The sequence below is a fragment of the Ideonella lacteola genome, assembly GCF_038066555.1.
Lineage (GTDB): Bacteria > Pseudomonadota > Gammaproteobacteria > Burkholderiales > Burkholderiaceae_C > Ideonella > Ideonella lacteola.
Genome location: NZ_JBBUTG010000014.1, coordinates 123,666 through 140,330 on the forward strand (window position 1 = coordinate 123,666; position 16,665 = coordinate 140,330).

Here is a 16,665-nt window from a genome sequence, read left to right on the forward strand (position 1 = left end):
AGCGCCCTGGTCGGGCGTGCGGCCGGGGCTGTCGCCCGACCGGTAAGCCCGGCGCCAGCAGCCCATCGCGGTGTCAATGGTGAACGAAGGCTCGCCATTGCGCACACGGATGTGGCCAAGCGAGCCTTCGCGGCTGGCGAAGGATAGCGCAGCAGACCCCGTCGGCGCCAAGTCAGCCCATCACCGCAACACGACGATCAAATCCGGGCGATCACTGGGCGCTCACCGAGCACCCATCGGGCGCCCATCGGCAAGCGCCGATCAGTGCGCGACGAGGTCTTTCACCTGCTGCAGCGCCGCCGGGTCTTCCATGGTCGTCAAATCTCCCGGGTCGCGGCCCTCGCACACCGCCTGGATCGCGCGCCGCAGCAGCTTGCCCGAGCGGGTCTTGGGCAGCACCGACACGAAGCGCACCCGCGCCGGCCGCGCCACGGCGCCGAGCTGCTCGTCGACCGTCTTCATGATTTCGCCTTCGAGCTTCATCGCCGAGGCGTCGTCAGCGGCTCGGGCGGGGTCTCTCAACACCGCAAAAGCCATCGCCACCTGGCCCTTGAGCTGGTCGGCCACCCCGACCACCGCCACTTCGGCCACCGCCGGGTGACTGGCGATGCTCTCTTCGATCTCGCGCGTGCCCAGGCGGTGTCCGGCAACGTTGATCACGTCGTCCGTCCGCCCCAGGATGAAGAAGTAGCCGTCCTCGTCGCGGATGCCCCAGTCGAAGGTGGAATACAACTGCTTGCCAGGGATGCTCGACCAGTAGGTCTTCACGAAGCGCGCGTCGTCGCGCCACACCGTCTGCATGCATCCGGGCGGCAGCGGGCCGGCGATGGCCACCACGCCCTTCTGGTTGGCCCCTGTCAGCTCCTCGCCGGTGGCTTCGTCCAGCAGCTTCACGTCGTAGCCGTACACCGCCTTGCCCGGCGAGCCGAATTTGCTCGGCGCCTGTTCGATGCCGTTGCAGATGGTGAGGATGGGCCAGCCGGTCTCGGTCTGCCAGTAGTTGTCGATGATGGGCTTGCCCAGGCTCTGCGCAATCCACTTGGCCGTGGGTTCGTCCAGCGGTTCGCCCGCCAGGAACAGCGCACGCAGGCTCGACAGATCGTGCTTGCTCAATGCTGCCGGGTCTTGCTTCTTCAGCACCCGCACCGCCGTCGGCGCGCTGAACATCACCGTCACCTTGTATTTTTCGACCAGGCTCCACCAGATCGCGGCATCCGGGCGGATCGGCAGGCCCTCGTACATGATGGTCGCCATGCCGGCGATCAGTGGGCCGTAGATGATGTAGCTGTGCCCGACCACCCAGCCGATGTCGCTGGTGGAGAAGTAGGTTTCGCCGGCCCGGCCACAGAAGATGTGCTTCATGCTGGCGGCCAGTGCCACCGCATAGCCCCCAGTGTCACGCTGCACCCCTTTGGGCTTGCCGGTGGTGCCCGAGGTGTAGAGCGTGTAGCTCGGGTGGGACGATTCCACCCACTCGCACGGCACCTCGGCGTGGCGGTGCTGCTCGCGCAGCGCCGCGTAGTCCTCGTCGCGGCCTTCCACCCGGTCGAACGGCGCCAACCCTCGGTCGACCATCAGCACCTTCTTCGGCTTGTGCGCCGCCAGCGTGATGGCCTCGTCCAGAAGCGGCTTGTAGGCCACCACCTTGCCACCACGCGATCCGGCATCGGCACTCACGATCACCGTCGGCTCTGCATCGTCAATGCGGCTGGCCAAGCTGACGCTGGCGAACCCGCCGAACACCACCGAGTGGATGGCGCCGATGCGGGCGCATGCCAGCATCGCAAAGGCGGCCTCGGGGATCATCGGCATGTAGACGAGCACCCGATCGCCCTTCTTCACGCCCAGCGCCAACAAGCTGGCCGACATGCGCTGCACCTCGGTGTGCAGCTCGGCAAAGCTGTAGATGCGCTCCTGGTGGGTCTCGGTGGAAACGAAGATCAGCGCGTTCTGCTGTCCGCGCTCCTTCACATGCCGATCCACCGCGTTGTGACACAAGTTCGTCGCCCCGCCGACAAACCACCGTGCGAACGGCGGATGGCTGTGATCGCACACCTGCTCGAAGGGCTGCTGCCAGTCAATCAGATCGGCCTGCTCTCGCCAGAAGCCTTCGCGATCGTCGATCGAGCGGCGGTAGAAGTCGGCGTAGCTTGTCATCCGTGTCTCCTTGCTTCGAATCCACGGGGATTTCATCTCGCTTGGCTGACAGGCTTCTGTCAAATGTCAACAAAGCCGCGGTGGCGCGGCGAAGGAAAGCCAAAATCTTGGCTCGCCGAGGGAGATCACACCACATGGGCACCCAACATCCGACTGCTGCCACTATCCACCGCTGCTCCAGGCAGTGGGCGGTCTGGGCGGCCTTGGCCGTTCCGGCCTGCCTGGCCACCTCAGCCGAAGGGGCCCCGCCGTCCGCGGAAGACTTTTCGCGTCCGCCCGCCATCAGCGGCGTGCAGCTCTCACCTTCCGGGCAACGCCTGGCATTGCTGGTGCCCTCACCGGAAGGCCGGAAGCGCCTGGCGGTGATGGATTTGCCGCCGTCGACGTCACCCAGGGTGGTGGCGTCGTTTCGTGATGCCGACATCGGCAACTTTGGCTGGGTCAACGATGACCGGCTGATCTACGAAGCCGTGGATTTCAGCGATGGCCCCACGGTGCGACAGTACGGCGCAGGTACCTTTGCGGTCGATCACGACGGAAAGAACTCTCGGCACCTGATCGCCTGGCGTGGCTTTGAGATCAAGGAGGCCACGCACATCGTCTCCCGCGTCCTGGACTACCACTGGGATTGGGACGGCACCATGGACAACGGGAGCGACGACGTCTGGGTGCACAAGAACATGCGTGACGGGCGCGGCGAGTTCATCGGCCGCTCGCTGGCCAGCCTGAACACCCGAACGGGCCTGTTGCGCACCGTGCAGATCCCCGACCTCGACCACGTCCACCGTTGGCTCATCGGCAAGAACGGCGAGCCAGAGGTGGTGCAAACCCACTGGGAGGGTCGCTCGAAACTCTACTGGCGCGAAGCTTCAGACAAGCCGTGGACCCTGCTGCAAGACTCGGCCTCGTACCGCGAGGATGTCTGGACACCGCTCTACATGGACGGCCATGAGCAGTTGGTGGTGCGTGCCAGCCCTAAAAACGAATCAGCGCTGTTCGCCTTCAATCTGAAGACGCGTCGACTCGATCCGGATCCTCTCGTGGCCGTCAAAGGCTTCGACCTCAACGCGACATTGCGGCGCGACTCTCGAACACACCAAGTTCTGGGTGTCCAGTTCTTGACCGATTCGGCGCAGAGCTATTGGTTCGATGACGGCATGGACAGCATCCAGCGGACGATCGACGCGTCGCTCCCGGCGGGACGGAGCAACAAGATCATCTGCGGACGATGTTCTGCGTCGCGGTTCTTCGTCATCCAGTCAAGGTCCGACACCGTACCGGGTGAGTACTACCTGTTCGATCGGCAGGAGAAAAGGCTGGAGCCTATTGGAGCCTCTCGGCCCTGGATAGCCGAGGCATCGCAAGGCCAGCGAAGCTTCCATCGCATCGCTGCTCGGGACGGACTGGAGCTTCCGGTCTACGTGACTCATCCCTCCGGTACCCAGCGAACAGACAAGCTTCCCGCTGTTCTCCTCGTCCACGGCGGCCCGTGGGTGCGCGGTAGCGACCGCGGATGGGACGAAGAGGCGCAGTTCCTGGCATCGCGCGGCTACCGGGTCATTGAGCCCGAATTCCGCGGCAGCACGGGTTATGGCGACAAGCTCTTCAGCGCCGGCATCAAGCAGTGGGGTCAATCCATGCAGGACGACCTTGCGGACGCTGTGCAATGGGCAGCCAAGCAGGGTCTGATCGACGAGCAACGTGTGTGCATCATGGGCGCAAGCTATGGTGGCTACGCCGCCTTGATGGGCCCGATTCGGCATCCCAAGACCTACCGCTGCGCCATCAGCTTTGCGGGAGTGACCGACATCGAACTTCGCTACAACGCCTGGGGAAGCGACCTGGGCGATCAAGTTCGGCGCTACACGCTGCCCATGCTGATGGGCGACCCCGAGGCCGATCGCGACAAGATCCGCAGCGTCTCGCCCCTGTTGCGCGCCGGAGAGATCAAGGTTCCCGTCCTGTTGGTGCAAGGCGCCAAGGACCGTCGGGTGCCGATTGAACACGCCGACAAATTCGCCAAGGCAGCCAAGGCGGCAGGGGTGAACGTGGACTACAAGATCTACGACCTGGAGGGCCATGGCTGGGTGATCCCGGCCGACAAGGCCGACTACTACCGGCGGGTGGAGGCCTTCCTGGCCAAGCACCTGACCGCAGCGCCCTGAAATGAAGCGCGGCGCCTCGATTGCGCTCAGTTACGAATTGCGTCGCCGCAATGGGGTGGCAACACGAGGACAATGCGGCGCCGGCCGATTGAGCCGCCCGGAGGGGCGCCGAGCCGGAACAGCTCTTGCGTATGGCGGCGCCTGAGTGACAACCATCGCCAGCCATCCAGTCATCACCTCCAAGGAGTCCCTGAATTGAAGCCCTCTGAAATCGTTGCGGCCATCCGCGCCAAAGACGCCAAAGTCATCGGCGACCTGGCCGACAAGAAGGCCGAGCAGATCGTGAAGGCCGCACTGACCGTCATCCGCGAAGGCGTGGTCGCGGTCGAGAAGGGTGACCTGACCGTGCCGATGCTCGGCCGCTTCAAGGTCACCGAAGTCACCAAGGGCGAAGGCGCCGATGCCAAGGTCGTCCGCAAGGTGAACTACGTCGCGGCCAAGCCCCAAGTCAAGGAAGCGCCGCCAAACGCCAAGCCGAAGTCGAAGGCCAAGGCCGACGCCTGAGTGCCGAATGCCGGCGCGGGATGCGCCGGTGGATCAGCCCAGCGCCGTCACCACCTCTGGGGGCGCCTGGACCAGCTCGATCAACACCCCTTCTCCCCCCACGGGGAACTCGTCGTTTCCCTTGGGGTGGATGAAGCAGATATCGTGGCCGGCCGCCCCCTTGCGGATGCCGCCCGGCGCGAATCGAACCCCGTTCGCCGTCATCCATTCCACCGCCTTCGGAAGGTCGTCGACCCACAGGCCGACGTGGTTCAACGGCGTCGCGTGCACGGCCGGCTTCTTGTCCGGGTCCAGCGGCTGCATCAGGTCAACCTCGACGGCATGGGCGCCCGACCCAAGCGCACAGATGTCTTCGTCAACGTTTTCACGCTCGCTGACGAAGGTGCTCTTCACCGTGAGCCCCAGCATGTCCACCCACAGCGATCTGAGCTTTTCCTTGCTCGGGCCGCCGATGGCGATCTGCTGAATGCCGAGGATTCGAAACGGTTTCGTGCTCATGGCGTGGGCTCAGGCGAATGAGAGGATGGGCTGGTCGACCGACAGGCTCTCGCCCTTTTTCGCCAGCACGTCGCCAACGACACCGTCTTGTGTGGCGACGAGGATGTTCTCCATCTTCATCGCCTCGATGACTGCCAGCTTTTCGCCGGCCAGTACTTTCTGGCCCGGCTGCACCGCCACGTCGACCAGCAGGCCGGGCATCGGGGACAGCAGGAACTTCGACAGATCTGGCGGCGCTTTGTAAGGCATGAGCTTGAGCAGCTCGGCGGCGCGCGGGGCCAGCACCAGCGTGTCGATCTGGGTGCCGTTGTGGGCGATACGCATGGCCAGCGGCTGCTTGGCCGAACTGCGCTCCACCTGGGCCGAGAAGGGCTGCCCGTTGCAGCGGCCCGTCATGAGGATGTCACCCAGCTTGGTGCCGCTTTGGATGGCGTAGTGGCGTTCGCCCACATGCACATCGGCCGAACCCGCGGCGGCGTCGTAGTTCAGCACCCGCACCGCATGGTGCCGATGCTGGCCTTCGGCGCCCAGCACCACCACGACGAACTCGGGCGCATGCGCCACGCCGTGACCCGGCAATTGGCCGCTGATGCCGGCCGCCCGCTCACGGGCCTTGCGGCGCACGAATCCGGCCAAGGCCACCAGGAACAGCGGGTCGTCGTGCGGCACGTCTTCGGCGCGGAAGCCGTGTCCGTAGTGCTCGGCGATGAAGCCGGTGTTGAAGTCGCCCGAGACGAACTTCGGGTGTGCCAGCAGCGCGGCCTGGAAGGGAATGTTGCTGGAGATGCCCCGGATGACGAAGCCGTTGAGCGCCTGCCGCATGCGGGCGATCGCGTCACCCCGGTCTTTGCCGTGGACGATCAGCTTGGCGATCATCGAGTCGTAGTACATCGGGATCTCGCCGCCCTCGTACACGCCGGTGTCGACCCGCACGCCCCCGGGAGGCAAGTCGCCTTGCAGCGTGCGCACCGAGGCTTCCAGCGTCTGCTCTGGCGGCTGGTACCGCACCAGCCGGCCGGTGGACGGCAGGAAGTTGCGGAACGGGTCTTCCGCATTGATGCGGCACTCGATCGCCCAGCCCTCGCGCCGGATGTCGCCCTGCCCAAAGGCCAGCTTCTCTCCGGCGGCCACGCGGATCATCTGCTCGACCAGGTCCAACCCGGTGATGCACTCGGTGACCGGGTGCTCCACCTGCAGGCGGGTGTTCATCTCGAGGAAGTAGAAGCTCTGGTCCTTGCCGACGACGAACTCGACCGTGCCTGCGCTCTGGTACTTCACTGCCTTGGCCAACGCCACGGCCTGCTCGCCCATGGCCTTGCGCGTGGCCTCGCTGATGAAGGGTGACGGCGCTTCCTCGATCACCTTCTGGTGGCGGCGCTGGATCGAGCACTCACGCTCGTGCAGGTAGACCACGTTGCCGTGGGCGTCGCCCAGCACCTGGATCTCGATGTGGCGCGGCTCTTCGACGAACTTCTCGATGAACACCCGGTCGTCACCGAAGCTGTTCCGGGCTTCATTGCGGCAGGACGAGAAGCCCTCGAAGGCTTCCTTGTCGTTGAAGGCCACCCGCAGGCCCTTGCCGCCGCCACCGGCCGACGCCTTGATCATCACCGGATAGCCGATGCCCCTGGCGATCTCCACCGCCTGCTCGGGCGTGGCGATCGCGTCGTTGTAGCCGGGAATGGTGTTGACTTTCGCTTCATTCGCCAGCTTCTTCGAGGCGATCTTGTCGCCCATGGCCGCGATCGAGTAGTGCTTCGGGCCGATGAAGACCATGCCCTCTTCCTCGACACGCTTGGCGAATGCCTCGTTCTCCGAGAGAAAGCCATAGCCGGGGTGGATGGCCTCGGCGCCGGTCTGCTTGGCCGCGGCGATGATCTTGTCGGCCACCAGGTAGCTCTCGCGGCTGGGCGCCGGGCCCAGCAGCACCGCCTCGTCCGCCAGCTCGACGTGGCGCGCGTCCTTGTCGGCCTCGGAGTAGACCGCCACCGTGGCGATGCCCATCTTCCTGGCCGTCTTGATGACACGGCAGGCGATTTCGCCCCGATTGGCGATGAGGATCTTGTTAAACATCGGTCTTCTCCATCGAGACGAAATCGCCTGCGCACGCTTTGCGTGCCATGCCATCTGGCTTCGCCGAAACGCCCGCTCCGCAGTCGTTTTCGCCCCGATTGGCGATGAGGATCTTCTTGAACATCACATGCTCCTGTTGTCTTCTCGACGGACCCATCGGCCGTCAGAACTCTCGCAGCACAAAGCCGCTGACGAAGGCAAAGTACTCACGCAGCCAGGCGTTGTAGCGAACGTACAGCGGCGTCGGCGCACCCACCGCCTGCACCCGCGAATAGCCGGCACGCCGGGCGATCCAGCGCGCCCGGATCGTGTGGAAGTCACTCGTCACCAGGCGCACCGTCGCATCCATCGGCACACCGCGAGCCACCAGCAAGGGCTGGCTGAAGCGCAGGTTCTCTTCGGTGCTGGTGCTGCGCTCTTCCTGAACGATGCGCTCGGCCGCCAGGCCCTGCGCCCGCAGGTAGTCGCCCATCACCTGCGCCTCGCTGCTGTCGCCGCTGAAACTCTGGCCGCCGCTGACGACCACCGCCGCCGCGGGGTAACGGGCGGCCTGCGCCAGTGCCACGTCCAGCCGCGCCAGCAGGGTCGGCGATGGCCGGCCGTTCGGTGCACCGGCGCCCAGCACCACGATGGCCGCGGGGGGCTCGGCGCTGACCACGTCGACCGAGGCGCGCGCCAAAGCGGCCCAGAAGGCGACCAGGCTGACGAGCCAGGCAGCCATGGCCCAACGGCCCCACCGCCACACGCGCAGACGGACCGGCCGCTCGCTGAGCCAGCGCTGCCAGCGCGGCCACATCAGGCTGAGCAGCAACAAGGCCACGCCCAGCACCAGCGGCAGCGTCACGCCCAGGCTCATCAGGCCGTCGGCCATCAGCATCAGGGCGTCGGCGACCAGCAGCGCGCCCAGCACGCCACCCACCCAACGCCCCAGCGACACAGGCTGCTTCACGGCATCAGAGGGGGATGTTGCCGTGCTTGCGCCACGGGTTGTCCAGCTTCTTGTCCTTCAGCATCACCAGGCTGCGGCAGAGGCGCTTGCGCGTCTCGTGCGGCTGGATCACATCGTCGATGAAGCCACGGCTGCCGGCGACGAAGGGATTGGCAAATCGGGCCTTGTACTCGGCCTCGCGGGCCGCGAGCTTGGCCGGATCACCCTTGTCTTCACGGAAGATGATCTCCACCGCGCCCTTGGCCCCCATCACCGCGATCTCGGCGTTTGGCCAGGCGAAGTTGACGTCGCCACGCAGGTGCTTCGAGGCCATCACGTCGTAGGCGCCGCCGTAGGCTTTGCGGGTGATCACCGTGATCTTTGGCACCGTGCACTCGGCGTAGGCGTACAGCAGCTTCGCGCCATGCTTGATGATGCCGCCGTACTCTTGCGAGGTGCCGGGCATGAAGCCAGGCACGTCGACGAAAGTGACGATGGGGATGTTGAAGGCGTCGCAGAAGCGCACGAAACGCGCGGCCTTGATGCTGCTCTTGATGTCCAGGCAGCCGGCCAGCACGAGTGGGTTGTTGGCCACGATGCCCACCGTGCCGCCTTCCATCCGGGCGAAACCGATGACGATGTTCTGCGCGTAGTCGGGCTGAATCTCGAAGAAGTCGCCGTCGTCGACCACCTTCAGGATCAGCTCCTTCATGTCGTAGGGCTTGTTCGGGTTGTCGGGCACCAGCGTGTCGAGCGAAAGATCCACGCGGTGGGCTGGGTCGCCGCTCGGACGCACCGGCGGCTTTTCCTTGTTGTTCAGCGGCAGGTAGTTGAAGAAGCGCCGCAGCATCAACAAGGCTTCGACATCGTTCTCGAGCGCCAGGTCGGCCACGCCGCTCTTGCCGGTGTGGGTGAGCGCGCCGCCCAGCTCCTCGGCGGTCACCTCCTCGTGGGTCACCGTCTTCACCACCTCGGGCCCGGTGACGAACATGTACGACGAATCCTTCACCATGAAGATGAAGTCGGTCATGGCCGGCGAATACACCGCCCCGCCGGCACACGGGCCCATGATCATCGAGATCTGCGGGATCACGCCCGAGGCAAGCACGTTCTTCTGGAAGACGTCGGCGTAGCCACCAAGTGAGGCCACCCCTTCCTGGATGCGCGCGCCGCCCGAATCGTTCAGGCCGATCACCGGCGCGCCGACCTTCATCGCCTGGTCCATCACCTTGCAGATCTTCTCGGCGTGGGCTTCGGAGAGCGCACCACCGAACACGGTGAAGTCCTGGCTGAAGACGAACACCAGCCGGCCGTTGATCATGCCGTAGCCCGTCACCACACCATCGCCGGGGATCTTGTTGTCGGCCATGCCAAAGTCGGCGCAGCGGTGTTCGACGAACATGTCCCATTCCTCGAAGCTGCCTTCGTCCAGCAGCAGCTCGAGCCGTTCACGCGCGGTGAGCTTGCCCTTCGCATGCTGCGCCGCGATGCGCTTCTCGCCGCCGCCCAGACGCGCCTTGGCGCGCTTTTCCTCGAGCATCTGCTGGATGTCGTGCATGTGTTGTTCTCCTCGGTACGGAATCGAGATTCAATGAAACAGATCGAGCAGGCGGCGTGCGGCCACCGAGGCCGCGACCGTGCCCTGCCTCACGTCGTCGCGCAAGGCCGGCAGGTGCTCGCGCACCGCCGGGTGTGACCGGAATCGCGCCTTCAAGCCGGCGTCGACGCGCTCCCACATCCACGCTTCGTCCTGGCCTCGCCGCCGTTGCGCGAGGCGGCCGGTGCGTGTCTGAAGGTCGCGGTACTCACTGACGGTCTGCCAGAAGGCATCGACCCCGTGCGATTTCAAGGCACTGAGCTGCAGCACCTTCGGGTGCCACACGGTGTCATCGTGGGGCTGGTGGCCATGCAGGCCGAACAGCCTCAGCGCCGACGTGATCTGGGCCCGCGCCCGCGTGGCAGCGGCTTCGTCGATGTCGGCCTTGTTGATCACCACCAGATCGGCCAGCTCCATCACGCCCTTCTTGATCGCCTGCAGGTCGTCGCCGGCATTGGGCAACTGCATCAGCACGAACATGTCGGTCATGCCTGCTACCGCGGTTTCGCTCTGGCCGACCCCCACGGTTTCGACGATCACGATGTCGTAGCCGGCCGCTTCGCAGACCAGCAGGCTTTCCCGGGTGCGCTCGGCCACACCGCCGAGCGTGCCGCTGGAAGGGCTGGGACGGATATAGGCCGATTCGTGCACCGACAGCCGCTCCATGCGCGTCTTGTCGCCCAGGATCGAGCCGCCTGACACGCTGGACGACGGGTCGATCGCCAGCACCGCCACGCGGTGGCCGAGGCCGATCAGGTGCAGGCCCAGCGCCTCGATGAAGGTCGACTTGCCCACCCCAGGCACGCCCGAAATGCCGAGCCTGAACGAGCGGCCGGTGTGGGGCAACAGGGCGTTCAGCAGGTCATCAGCACGCGCCCGATGATCGGCCCGGGTGGATTCGAGCAGCGTGATGGTCTTGGCGATGGCGCGGCGGCGCGGCACGGCGTCACCACAGGTGACTTGCGCCAGCAGCGCCGCATCCGCGGCGGGCAACGCCCCGCCGCCTCCCAGCGGCCGCGGCGAAGCCGGCTCAGCCGGGCTGCTCGGGGCGCCCCCCTGGGGGGGAGCGCCGAAGGCGCTGCGGGGGGAGGTCATTCTTTCGCCGCTCGCAGGTAGTACCAATCCCACTCGCCTTCGGCCTGCAGCTCGAAGCCATGGCGCTGGTAGAAGCGGTTGGCGTCGCTGTGCTTCAGGGCCGTCACCGAGACGGACTTGTGCGCTGCGTCGGCCTCGGCCAGCACCTGGGCCAGCACCCACGAGCCCACACCTTCGCCTTGCGCACTCGGGTGCACGTACAGGTGGTCCAGCAGCCAGCCTTCGTCTCGGGGAACGACGACCACGAAGCCGATCAGCTCGCCGTCGCGCAGGATGTGGCGGGTGTGAGCGGGCTGGTAGCCCCGCGACAGGCGCTCGCGCGCGCGCTGCGGGTCGAACCGACCGACGCGTTCGAGGCTTTCGCGCATCGCCGCCAAGCGAAGCGCCAGCAGCGCCTCGAAATCATCGTCGCGTGCAGGGGCCAGCGCCAGATCGGGCCGGCTGTTCAGGTGGGAAACGGGCATCGGGACAGCTTACGTCGATAAGCCCGGTATCAGGCCGCGCCCTGCGCGGCACGGATCTGTTCGAGCACATCCTTCGCGCTCACCGGGATGGGCGTGCCCGGGCCATAGATGCCCTTGACCCCGGCGTCGTAGAGGAAGCCGTAGTCCTGCTGCGGAATCACGCCACCGACGAACACGATGATGTCTTCGGCGCCCTGCTTCTTCAGCTCGGCAATGATGGCCGGCACCAGGGTCTTGTGGCCCGCGGCGAGTGTGGAGATGCCCACCGCATGCACATCGTTTTCGATCGCCTGGCGCGCGCACTCTTCCGGCGTCTGGAAGAGCGGGCCCATGTCGACATCGAAGCCCAGGTCGGCGAAAGCGGTGGCCACCACCTTGGCACCGCGGTCGTGGCCGTCCTGCCCCAGCTTGGCGATCATCACCCGAGGGCGGCGGCCCGCGGCATCGGCGAACGCTGCGATCTCACCCTGCAGTTTTTCCCAACCTTCGGCGGAGTCATAGGCGGCAGCGTACACACCGGTCACCTTTTGAATGTCGGCCCGATGACGGCCGAAAACCACTTCCAGCGCATCACTCACCTCGCCCACGGTGGCGCGCAGGCGGATGGCCTGGATGCTCAGATCCAGCAGATTGCCCTGCCCCGATTGGGCCGCCCGCGTGAGCGCCGCAAGAGCGCCTTGCACCTTGGGCGTATCGCGTGTCGCCTTGATCTGATGCAAACGCGCCACCTGCTGTTCACGCACCCGCACGTTGTCGACTTCAAGGATGTCGACCGGGTCTTCCTTGGCCAGCTTGTACTTGTTGACGCCGACGATGACGTCCTTGCCCGAATCGATGCGTGCCTGCTTCTCGGCCGCACTCGCCTCGATCTTGAGCTTGGCCCAGCCCGAGTCCACCGCCTTGGTCATGCCCCCCATCGCTTCGACCTCTTCGATGATGGCCCACGCCTTGTCGGCCATCTCCTGGGTGAGCGTCTCCATCATGTAGCTGCCCGCCCACGGGTCGACCACGTTGGTGATGTGGGTCTCTTCCTGGATGATCAGCTGGGTGTTGCGGGCGATGCGGGCCGAGAACTCGGTGGGCAGAGCGATCGCCTCGTCGAACGAATTGGTGTGCAGCGACTGCGTGCCGCCGAACACAGCCGCCATCGCCTCGATGGTGGTGCGGACGACGTTGTTGTACGGGTCTTGCTCGGTCAGCGACCAACCCGAGGTCTGGCAGTGGGTGCGCAGCATCAGGCTCTTGGGGTTCTTGGCGCCGAAGCCTTTCATGATGCGGCACCACAGCAGGCGCGCGGCGCGCATCTTGGCGATCTCGAGATAGAAGTTCATCCCGATGGCCCAGAAGAAGCTCAGGCGCCCGGCGAATTCATCGACATCCAGGCCCTTGGCGAGCGCGGTCTTCACATACTCCTTGCCATCGGCCAGCGTGAACGCCAACTCGAGCGCCTGATTGGCCCCCGCCTCCTGCATGTGATAGCCGGAGATCGAGATCGAGTTGAACTTCGGCATGTTCTTGGCCGTGTACTCGATGATGTCGCCGATGATCCGCATGCTCGGCTCGGGCGGGAAGATGTAGGTGTTGCGGACCATGAACTCCTTGAGGATGTCGTTCTGGATCGTCCCCGAGAGCTTGTCCTGCGACACCCCCTGCTCTTCCGCCGCCACCACGTAGCCGGCCAGCACGGGCAGCACGGCGCCGTTCATCGTCATCGACACGCTGACCTTGTCCAGCGGGATGCCGTCGAACAAGGTCTTCATGTCTTCGACCGAATCGATCGCCACGCCGGCCTTGCCCACGTCACCCGTGACGCGCGGGTGATCGGAGTCGTAACCACGGTGGGTGGCCAGGTCGAAGGCCACGCTCACACCCTGGGCGCCGGCGGCGAGCGCCTTGCGGTAGAAGGCGTTGGATTCTTCGGCGGTGGAGAAACCGGCGTACTGACGGATCGTCCACGGGCGCACCGCGTACATGGTGGCCTGCGGCCCACGGATGAACGGCTCGAAGCCCGGCAGGGTGTTGGCGTAGGGCAGGCCTGCGGTGTCCTCGGCGGTGTACAGCGGCTTGACGGTGATGGCCTCGGGGGTCACCCAGTTCAGCGCCTGCACATCCCCTTGGGGCGCCGACTTGGCCGCGGCCTTGGCCCACTGTGCCAGCGTGGCGGGGCTGAACTCGTTCGAATCACTCATGGGTTCTCCTGGGCTGCACGCATTGGCGGCGGCGACTACTGGCCATCGACCATCCGTGACCTTCGACCGGTGGAGCGGCGAGCCACCCTGGATCCGGTCTGCCGGCCCGGCTCGCCGGGCGGCGCGAGCGCGTGCTTGCCTTGCATGATACGTTATGCATAATTATGAATTCAAGTTTGACGCCGAGCTGACTCTCCACCCAGCGCCCTCCCCTCTTCACGCCCACGCCCTCGCCGTGGCGTGTCGATCAGGGTTGGCGGCCAGCCCGGCCCGAGCCCTTCACACCGCCACCGTTCGCCTCGCCCGCCGTGCCCACCGCCGACACCTTGCTCGCTCCACGCGCCCTGTACCAACAGGTGGCCGAGCGGCTGCGCGAGCAGATCTTCAACCGCGAGCTCGAGCCCGGCAGCTGGATCGACGAACTGAAGCTCGCGCAGGATTACGGCATCAGCCGCACGCCGCTGCGCGAAGCCTTGAAGGTGCTGGCCGTCGAGGGGTTGGTGACGATGAAGGTGCGCCGTGGCGCCTATGTCACCGAGATGTCGACGGCCGACGTGCACCAGGTCTACCGTTTGCTCGGGCTGCTCGAATCCGACGCCGCGGCCGAAGTGGCCGAGCGTGCCACCGAGGCCGAGATCGCCGAGTTGCGTGCCCTGCACGACAAGCTCGAGAAGCAAACGCGTCAACGCGATGCCTTCTTCGCTGCCAACGAACAGTTCCACCTTCGGCTGCTCGCCATTGCCGGCAACCGTTGGCGCAACCAGATCGTGGGCGACCTGCGCAAGGTGATGAAGCTCAACCGCCACCACTCGCTGTTCAAGCAGGGGCGCATCGCCGAATCACTGGCCGAGCACCGCGCGGTGATGCAGGCGCTGGAGGCACGTGACCCGGCCCAAGCCGCGCAGCTGATGCGCGAGCACTTCGTCAACGGCCTGGCCGCCGCCGCGCCCGTGCCCGAGCCCGTGCCCGTCAAACAGGCCGGCTGAAGCTTGCTCGCACCACGGGAAGGATCCCTTCTGTCGTGCGCGAAGACCCCGAACGATCAGGCCGCGAGGGCGTCAGGTAGCGTCCAGCCGATCGCGGGCAGCAAGGCAGCAACGACACCGTCGTACCACGCCTCGCTGCCGTGGATCCAGTCAACGCCGCCTCGACCGTCTGGCTCGGGGCGATAGAAGCGTGCTTCGGAACCATCGAAGCCGTTGACGTTCATCAATTCGCGCACCGAGTAGGTCTCACAGCCCAGCGAATTAAGCACGTGGCAGGCCAGAGCCTCGTAAGCCTCAATGCTCGCCAGAAAGGGCCGCATCTGGGCATTGCGCGACTGCATCGGCGGATCGGTCAGAACAATGACACGGAATCCCCTCGCCTTGACCTCGCCAACAATTCGTAGCCGCTCCCGATTGAGCCGTCGGTAGTACGCCAAGGCCTTCTCGGTGTCGACGTTGCCATCCGTGAACGTACCTTCCACCCATTCCGCAAAGGGGCGAGCTGCCATATGGGTGTGAAGCCCGATGTTCGAGATGACGACGCGCTCGGTTGCCGCCACAGGGTGGCCGGGCTGGAAGAACGGCAACATGCCGCTCCAGATTCGCCTGGATCTGGCGTCTTCAAGAGGAACGAAGAGGTCATCCTTGTCAAGATGGAAGAGGTTCTTGTACCAGGCTGACCCTCGCATGATCATGTTGCCAATGTGCGGCACCCCCCGCCTGCGCAAAGCGCGGGCAAGAAACGTCATGTGGCTGTCGCCCAGCAGGCACAGGTGGACATGGTCGACCATGTTCTGGGTTCCGGTGGACGGCGCCAGCGCGAAGGCCTCCAGCTTTGCTTCTTCGCAACTGACTTCGCCGGCATCGTCGGGGTCGGTCGCATCGACCGCAGCCGCCGCGACAGCGGCGCCGGGCGCTGCAGCGTTCGACCGTGTCGCGGCCGGAGTAACCTGCAGGCCGAGGCCGGCCGCGAAGTGCCGCATGACGAACTCCACCCCCGTCGTGCGCACCGAACGCAGGTTGGACTCGTAGTAACGCCCGCCGCTCTGAAAGCCCGCAATCAACTCGTACGAAGGAAAGTAGTCGGTGTCGTCTCGCTGCGCCACCAGCTCTCCGGCGACGGCGCGGAGCACCGACTTGGAGTAGGTGGTGGCCGTCAGCACATGCTCGCCCGAGGCCGTGGCCGTCAGCGGAACGGGGGAGACTGTCAGCAGGAACCGCATGTCGGCGCGCACCTGGCGCAAGCGATCCATCGTGGCCGACAGGCGTCTGGCAATCTCGTTGCTGCTGTAGTTGACGAACCGGTGCCGCAGCGGATCAAAACGGCCCTGGACCGTACCCGGGCACATCGGGTAGGCGTAGCCGTCTGCGTGCTCCCACCCTTCCGTGAGCCCGAGGGTGAACACAAAGACATCGATCTGCGGCAGAGCGGATCGAATGCAATCCAGGGTGTGGCGCCGCGCCTCCAGCACCTCTTGTGCGGTCGCATAGCCCTGCTCGGGAATGGTCGGCCTGAACGGGTCGAAGAATCGGCCATCGTTCTCCCACACCTCATCGGGCGGCACCGCGTCACCGAGGGCCCAGCTGATCCACTGCTCAAGCTGAGCCACGGTGTAGATGTTGGCCGTGCGGAACGAAAAGACGCCCCAACCGCCGGCCTCGACCTGTTCAGGCGTCAGGCCCGGCGGGGCGGGCTCGGTGTCCACCCACGAGTAGCCGTTGGCACGCAACCATCGGCTGATGCGCTGTGCGAAGCAGGAGCCGGAGGTCGAGAACCGCGTGGTCGCCGAGATGGGGAATCGCGGCGCCCAGAGGCCTTCAAAGGGCTGCTCCGGCGCCCGGTCGGCGACCGCCGATTTCCAGTAGGCCTTCGACGGCAATTGGCGATAGGGGTGGGCGTGATCGGACATGGTGACCTCCTGCCCCTCGCAGTCTGGCCCAGCCTCTAGCGACCGATCGCCCGATTACCGCCCCGCCCCACTCCCAATTCGGGCCAGACGGCGCAAGGG

General features: G+C 65.6%; 13 protein-coding genes. 3 read left to right on the plus strand and 10 right to left on the minus strand.

What is annotated here, in order from left to right; all coding sequences use genetic code 11:
- Positions 1-261: 261 nt before the first annotated feature.
- The gene (locus tag AACH06_RS20295) at positions 262-2,193 is read right to left on the minus strand and encodes a propionate--CoA ligase (protein WP_341427582.1); all 1,932 of its coding nucleotides are present in this window, start codon (positions 2,191-2,193) and stop codon (positions 262-264) included.
- A 98-nt stretch (positions 2,194-2,291) separates the two neighbouring features.
- Between AACH06_RS20295 and AACH06_RS20300 the strand changes: the two genes are divergently transcribed.
- Both AACH06_RS20300 and AACH06_RS20305 read left to right on the plus strand, forming a co-directional pair.
- A complete protein-coding gene (locus AACH06_RS20300; protein WP_341427583.1) occupies positions 2,292-4,322 on the plus strand; it encodes an alpha/beta hydrolase family protein in 2,031 nt (676 codons plus the stop codon).
- Between the two features lie 195 nt (positions 4,323-4,517).
- Positions 4,518-4,826, plus strand: coding sequence for a hypothetical protein (locus tag AACH06_RS20305; protein WP_341427584.1), 309 nt, complete (start codon positions 4,518-4,520; stop codon positions 4,824-4,826).
- Between the two features lie 33 nt (positions 4,827-4,859).
- Here AACH06_RS20305 and AACH06_RS20310 read toward each other — a convergent pair whose 3' ends face one another.
- From AACH06_RS20310 to scpA, 8 genes are all read right to left on the minus strand, one after another.
- The gene (locus AACH06_RS20310) at positions 4,860-5,324 is read right to left on the minus strand and encodes a VOC family protein (protein ID WP_341427585.1); all 465 of its coding nucleotides are present in this window, start codon (positions 5,322-5,324) and stop codon (positions 4,860-4,862) included.
- A 9-nt stretch (positions 5,325-5,333) separates the two neighbouring features.
- A complete protein-coding gene (locus tag AACH06_RS20315) occupies positions 5,334-7,397 on the minus strand; it encodes an acetyl-CoA carboxylase biotin carboxylase subunit (protein ID WP_341427586.1) in 2,064 nt (687 codons plus the stop codon).
- Positions 7,390-7,521 carry a hypothetical protein gene (locus AACH06_RS20320; protein ID WP_341427587.1) on the minus strand — a complete coding sequence of 44 codons (132 nt, stop codon included), beginning with the start codon at positions 7,519-7,521 and terminating at the stop codon, positions 7,390-7,392. Before AACH06_RS20320 ends, AACH06_RS20315 begins: the two co-directional genes overlap by 8 nt.
- A gap of 39 nt (positions 7,522-7,560) precedes the next feature.
- Positions 7,561-8,346: a YdcF family protein gene (locus tag AACH06_RS20325; RefSeq protein WP_341427588.1), complete on the minus strand. Its 786-nt coding sequence runs from the start codon at positions 8,344-8,346 to the stop codon at positions 7,561-7,563.
- 4 nt (positions 8,347-8,350) lie between these two features.
- The gene (locus tag AACH06_RS20330) at positions 8,351-9,883 is read right to left on the minus strand and encodes an acyl-CoA carboxylase subunit beta (protein ID WP_341427589.1); all 1,533 of its coding nucleotides are present in this window, start codon (positions 9,881-9,883) and stop codon (positions 8,351-8,353) included.
- A gap of 30 nt (positions 9,884-9,913) precedes the next feature.
- Positions 9,914-10,915, minus strand: a complete 1,002-nt coding sequence (gene meaB, locus AACH06_RS20335) for a methylmalonyl Co-A mutase-associated GTPase MeaB (RefSeq protein ID WP_341427632.1) — start codon at positions 10,913-10,915, stop codon at positions 9,914-9,916.
- A gap of 98 nt (positions 10,916-11,013) precedes the next feature.
- A complete protein-coding gene (locus AACH06_RS20340) occupies positions 11,014-11,481 on the minus strand; it encodes a GNAT family N-acetyltransferase (RefSeq protein WP_341427590.1) in 468 nt (155 codons plus the stop codon).
- A gap of 29 nt (positions 11,482-11,510) precedes the next feature.
- Complete coding sequence (gene scpA, locus AACH06_RS20345; protein ID WP_341427591.1) at positions 11,511-13,670, minus strand: methylmalonyl-CoA mutase; 2,160 nt, start codon at positions 13,668-13,670, stop codon at positions 11,511-11,513.
- Positions 13,671-13,978: 308 nt separating this feature from the next.
- Here scpA and AACH06_RS20350 point away from each other — a divergent pair, with 308 nt between their 5' ends.
- Positions 13,979-14,656 (plus strand): GntR family transcriptional regulator, encoded by a 678-nt coding sequence (locus AACH06_RS20350; protein WP_341427593.1) that lies wholly within the window; start codon positions 13,979-13,981, stop codon positions 14,654-14,656.
- Positions 14,657-14,712: 56 nt separating this feature from the next.
- Here AACH06_RS20350 and AACH06_RS20355 read toward each other — a convergent pair whose 3' ends face one another.
- Positions 14,713-16,566 carry a GSCFA domain-containing protein gene (locus AACH06_RS20355; protein WP_341427594.1) on the minus strand — a complete coding sequence of 618 codons (1,854 nt, stop codon included), beginning with the start codon at positions 16,564-16,566 and terminating at the stop codon, positions 14,713-14,715.
- Between the last annotated feature and the right edge of the window lie 99 nt (positions 16,567-16,665).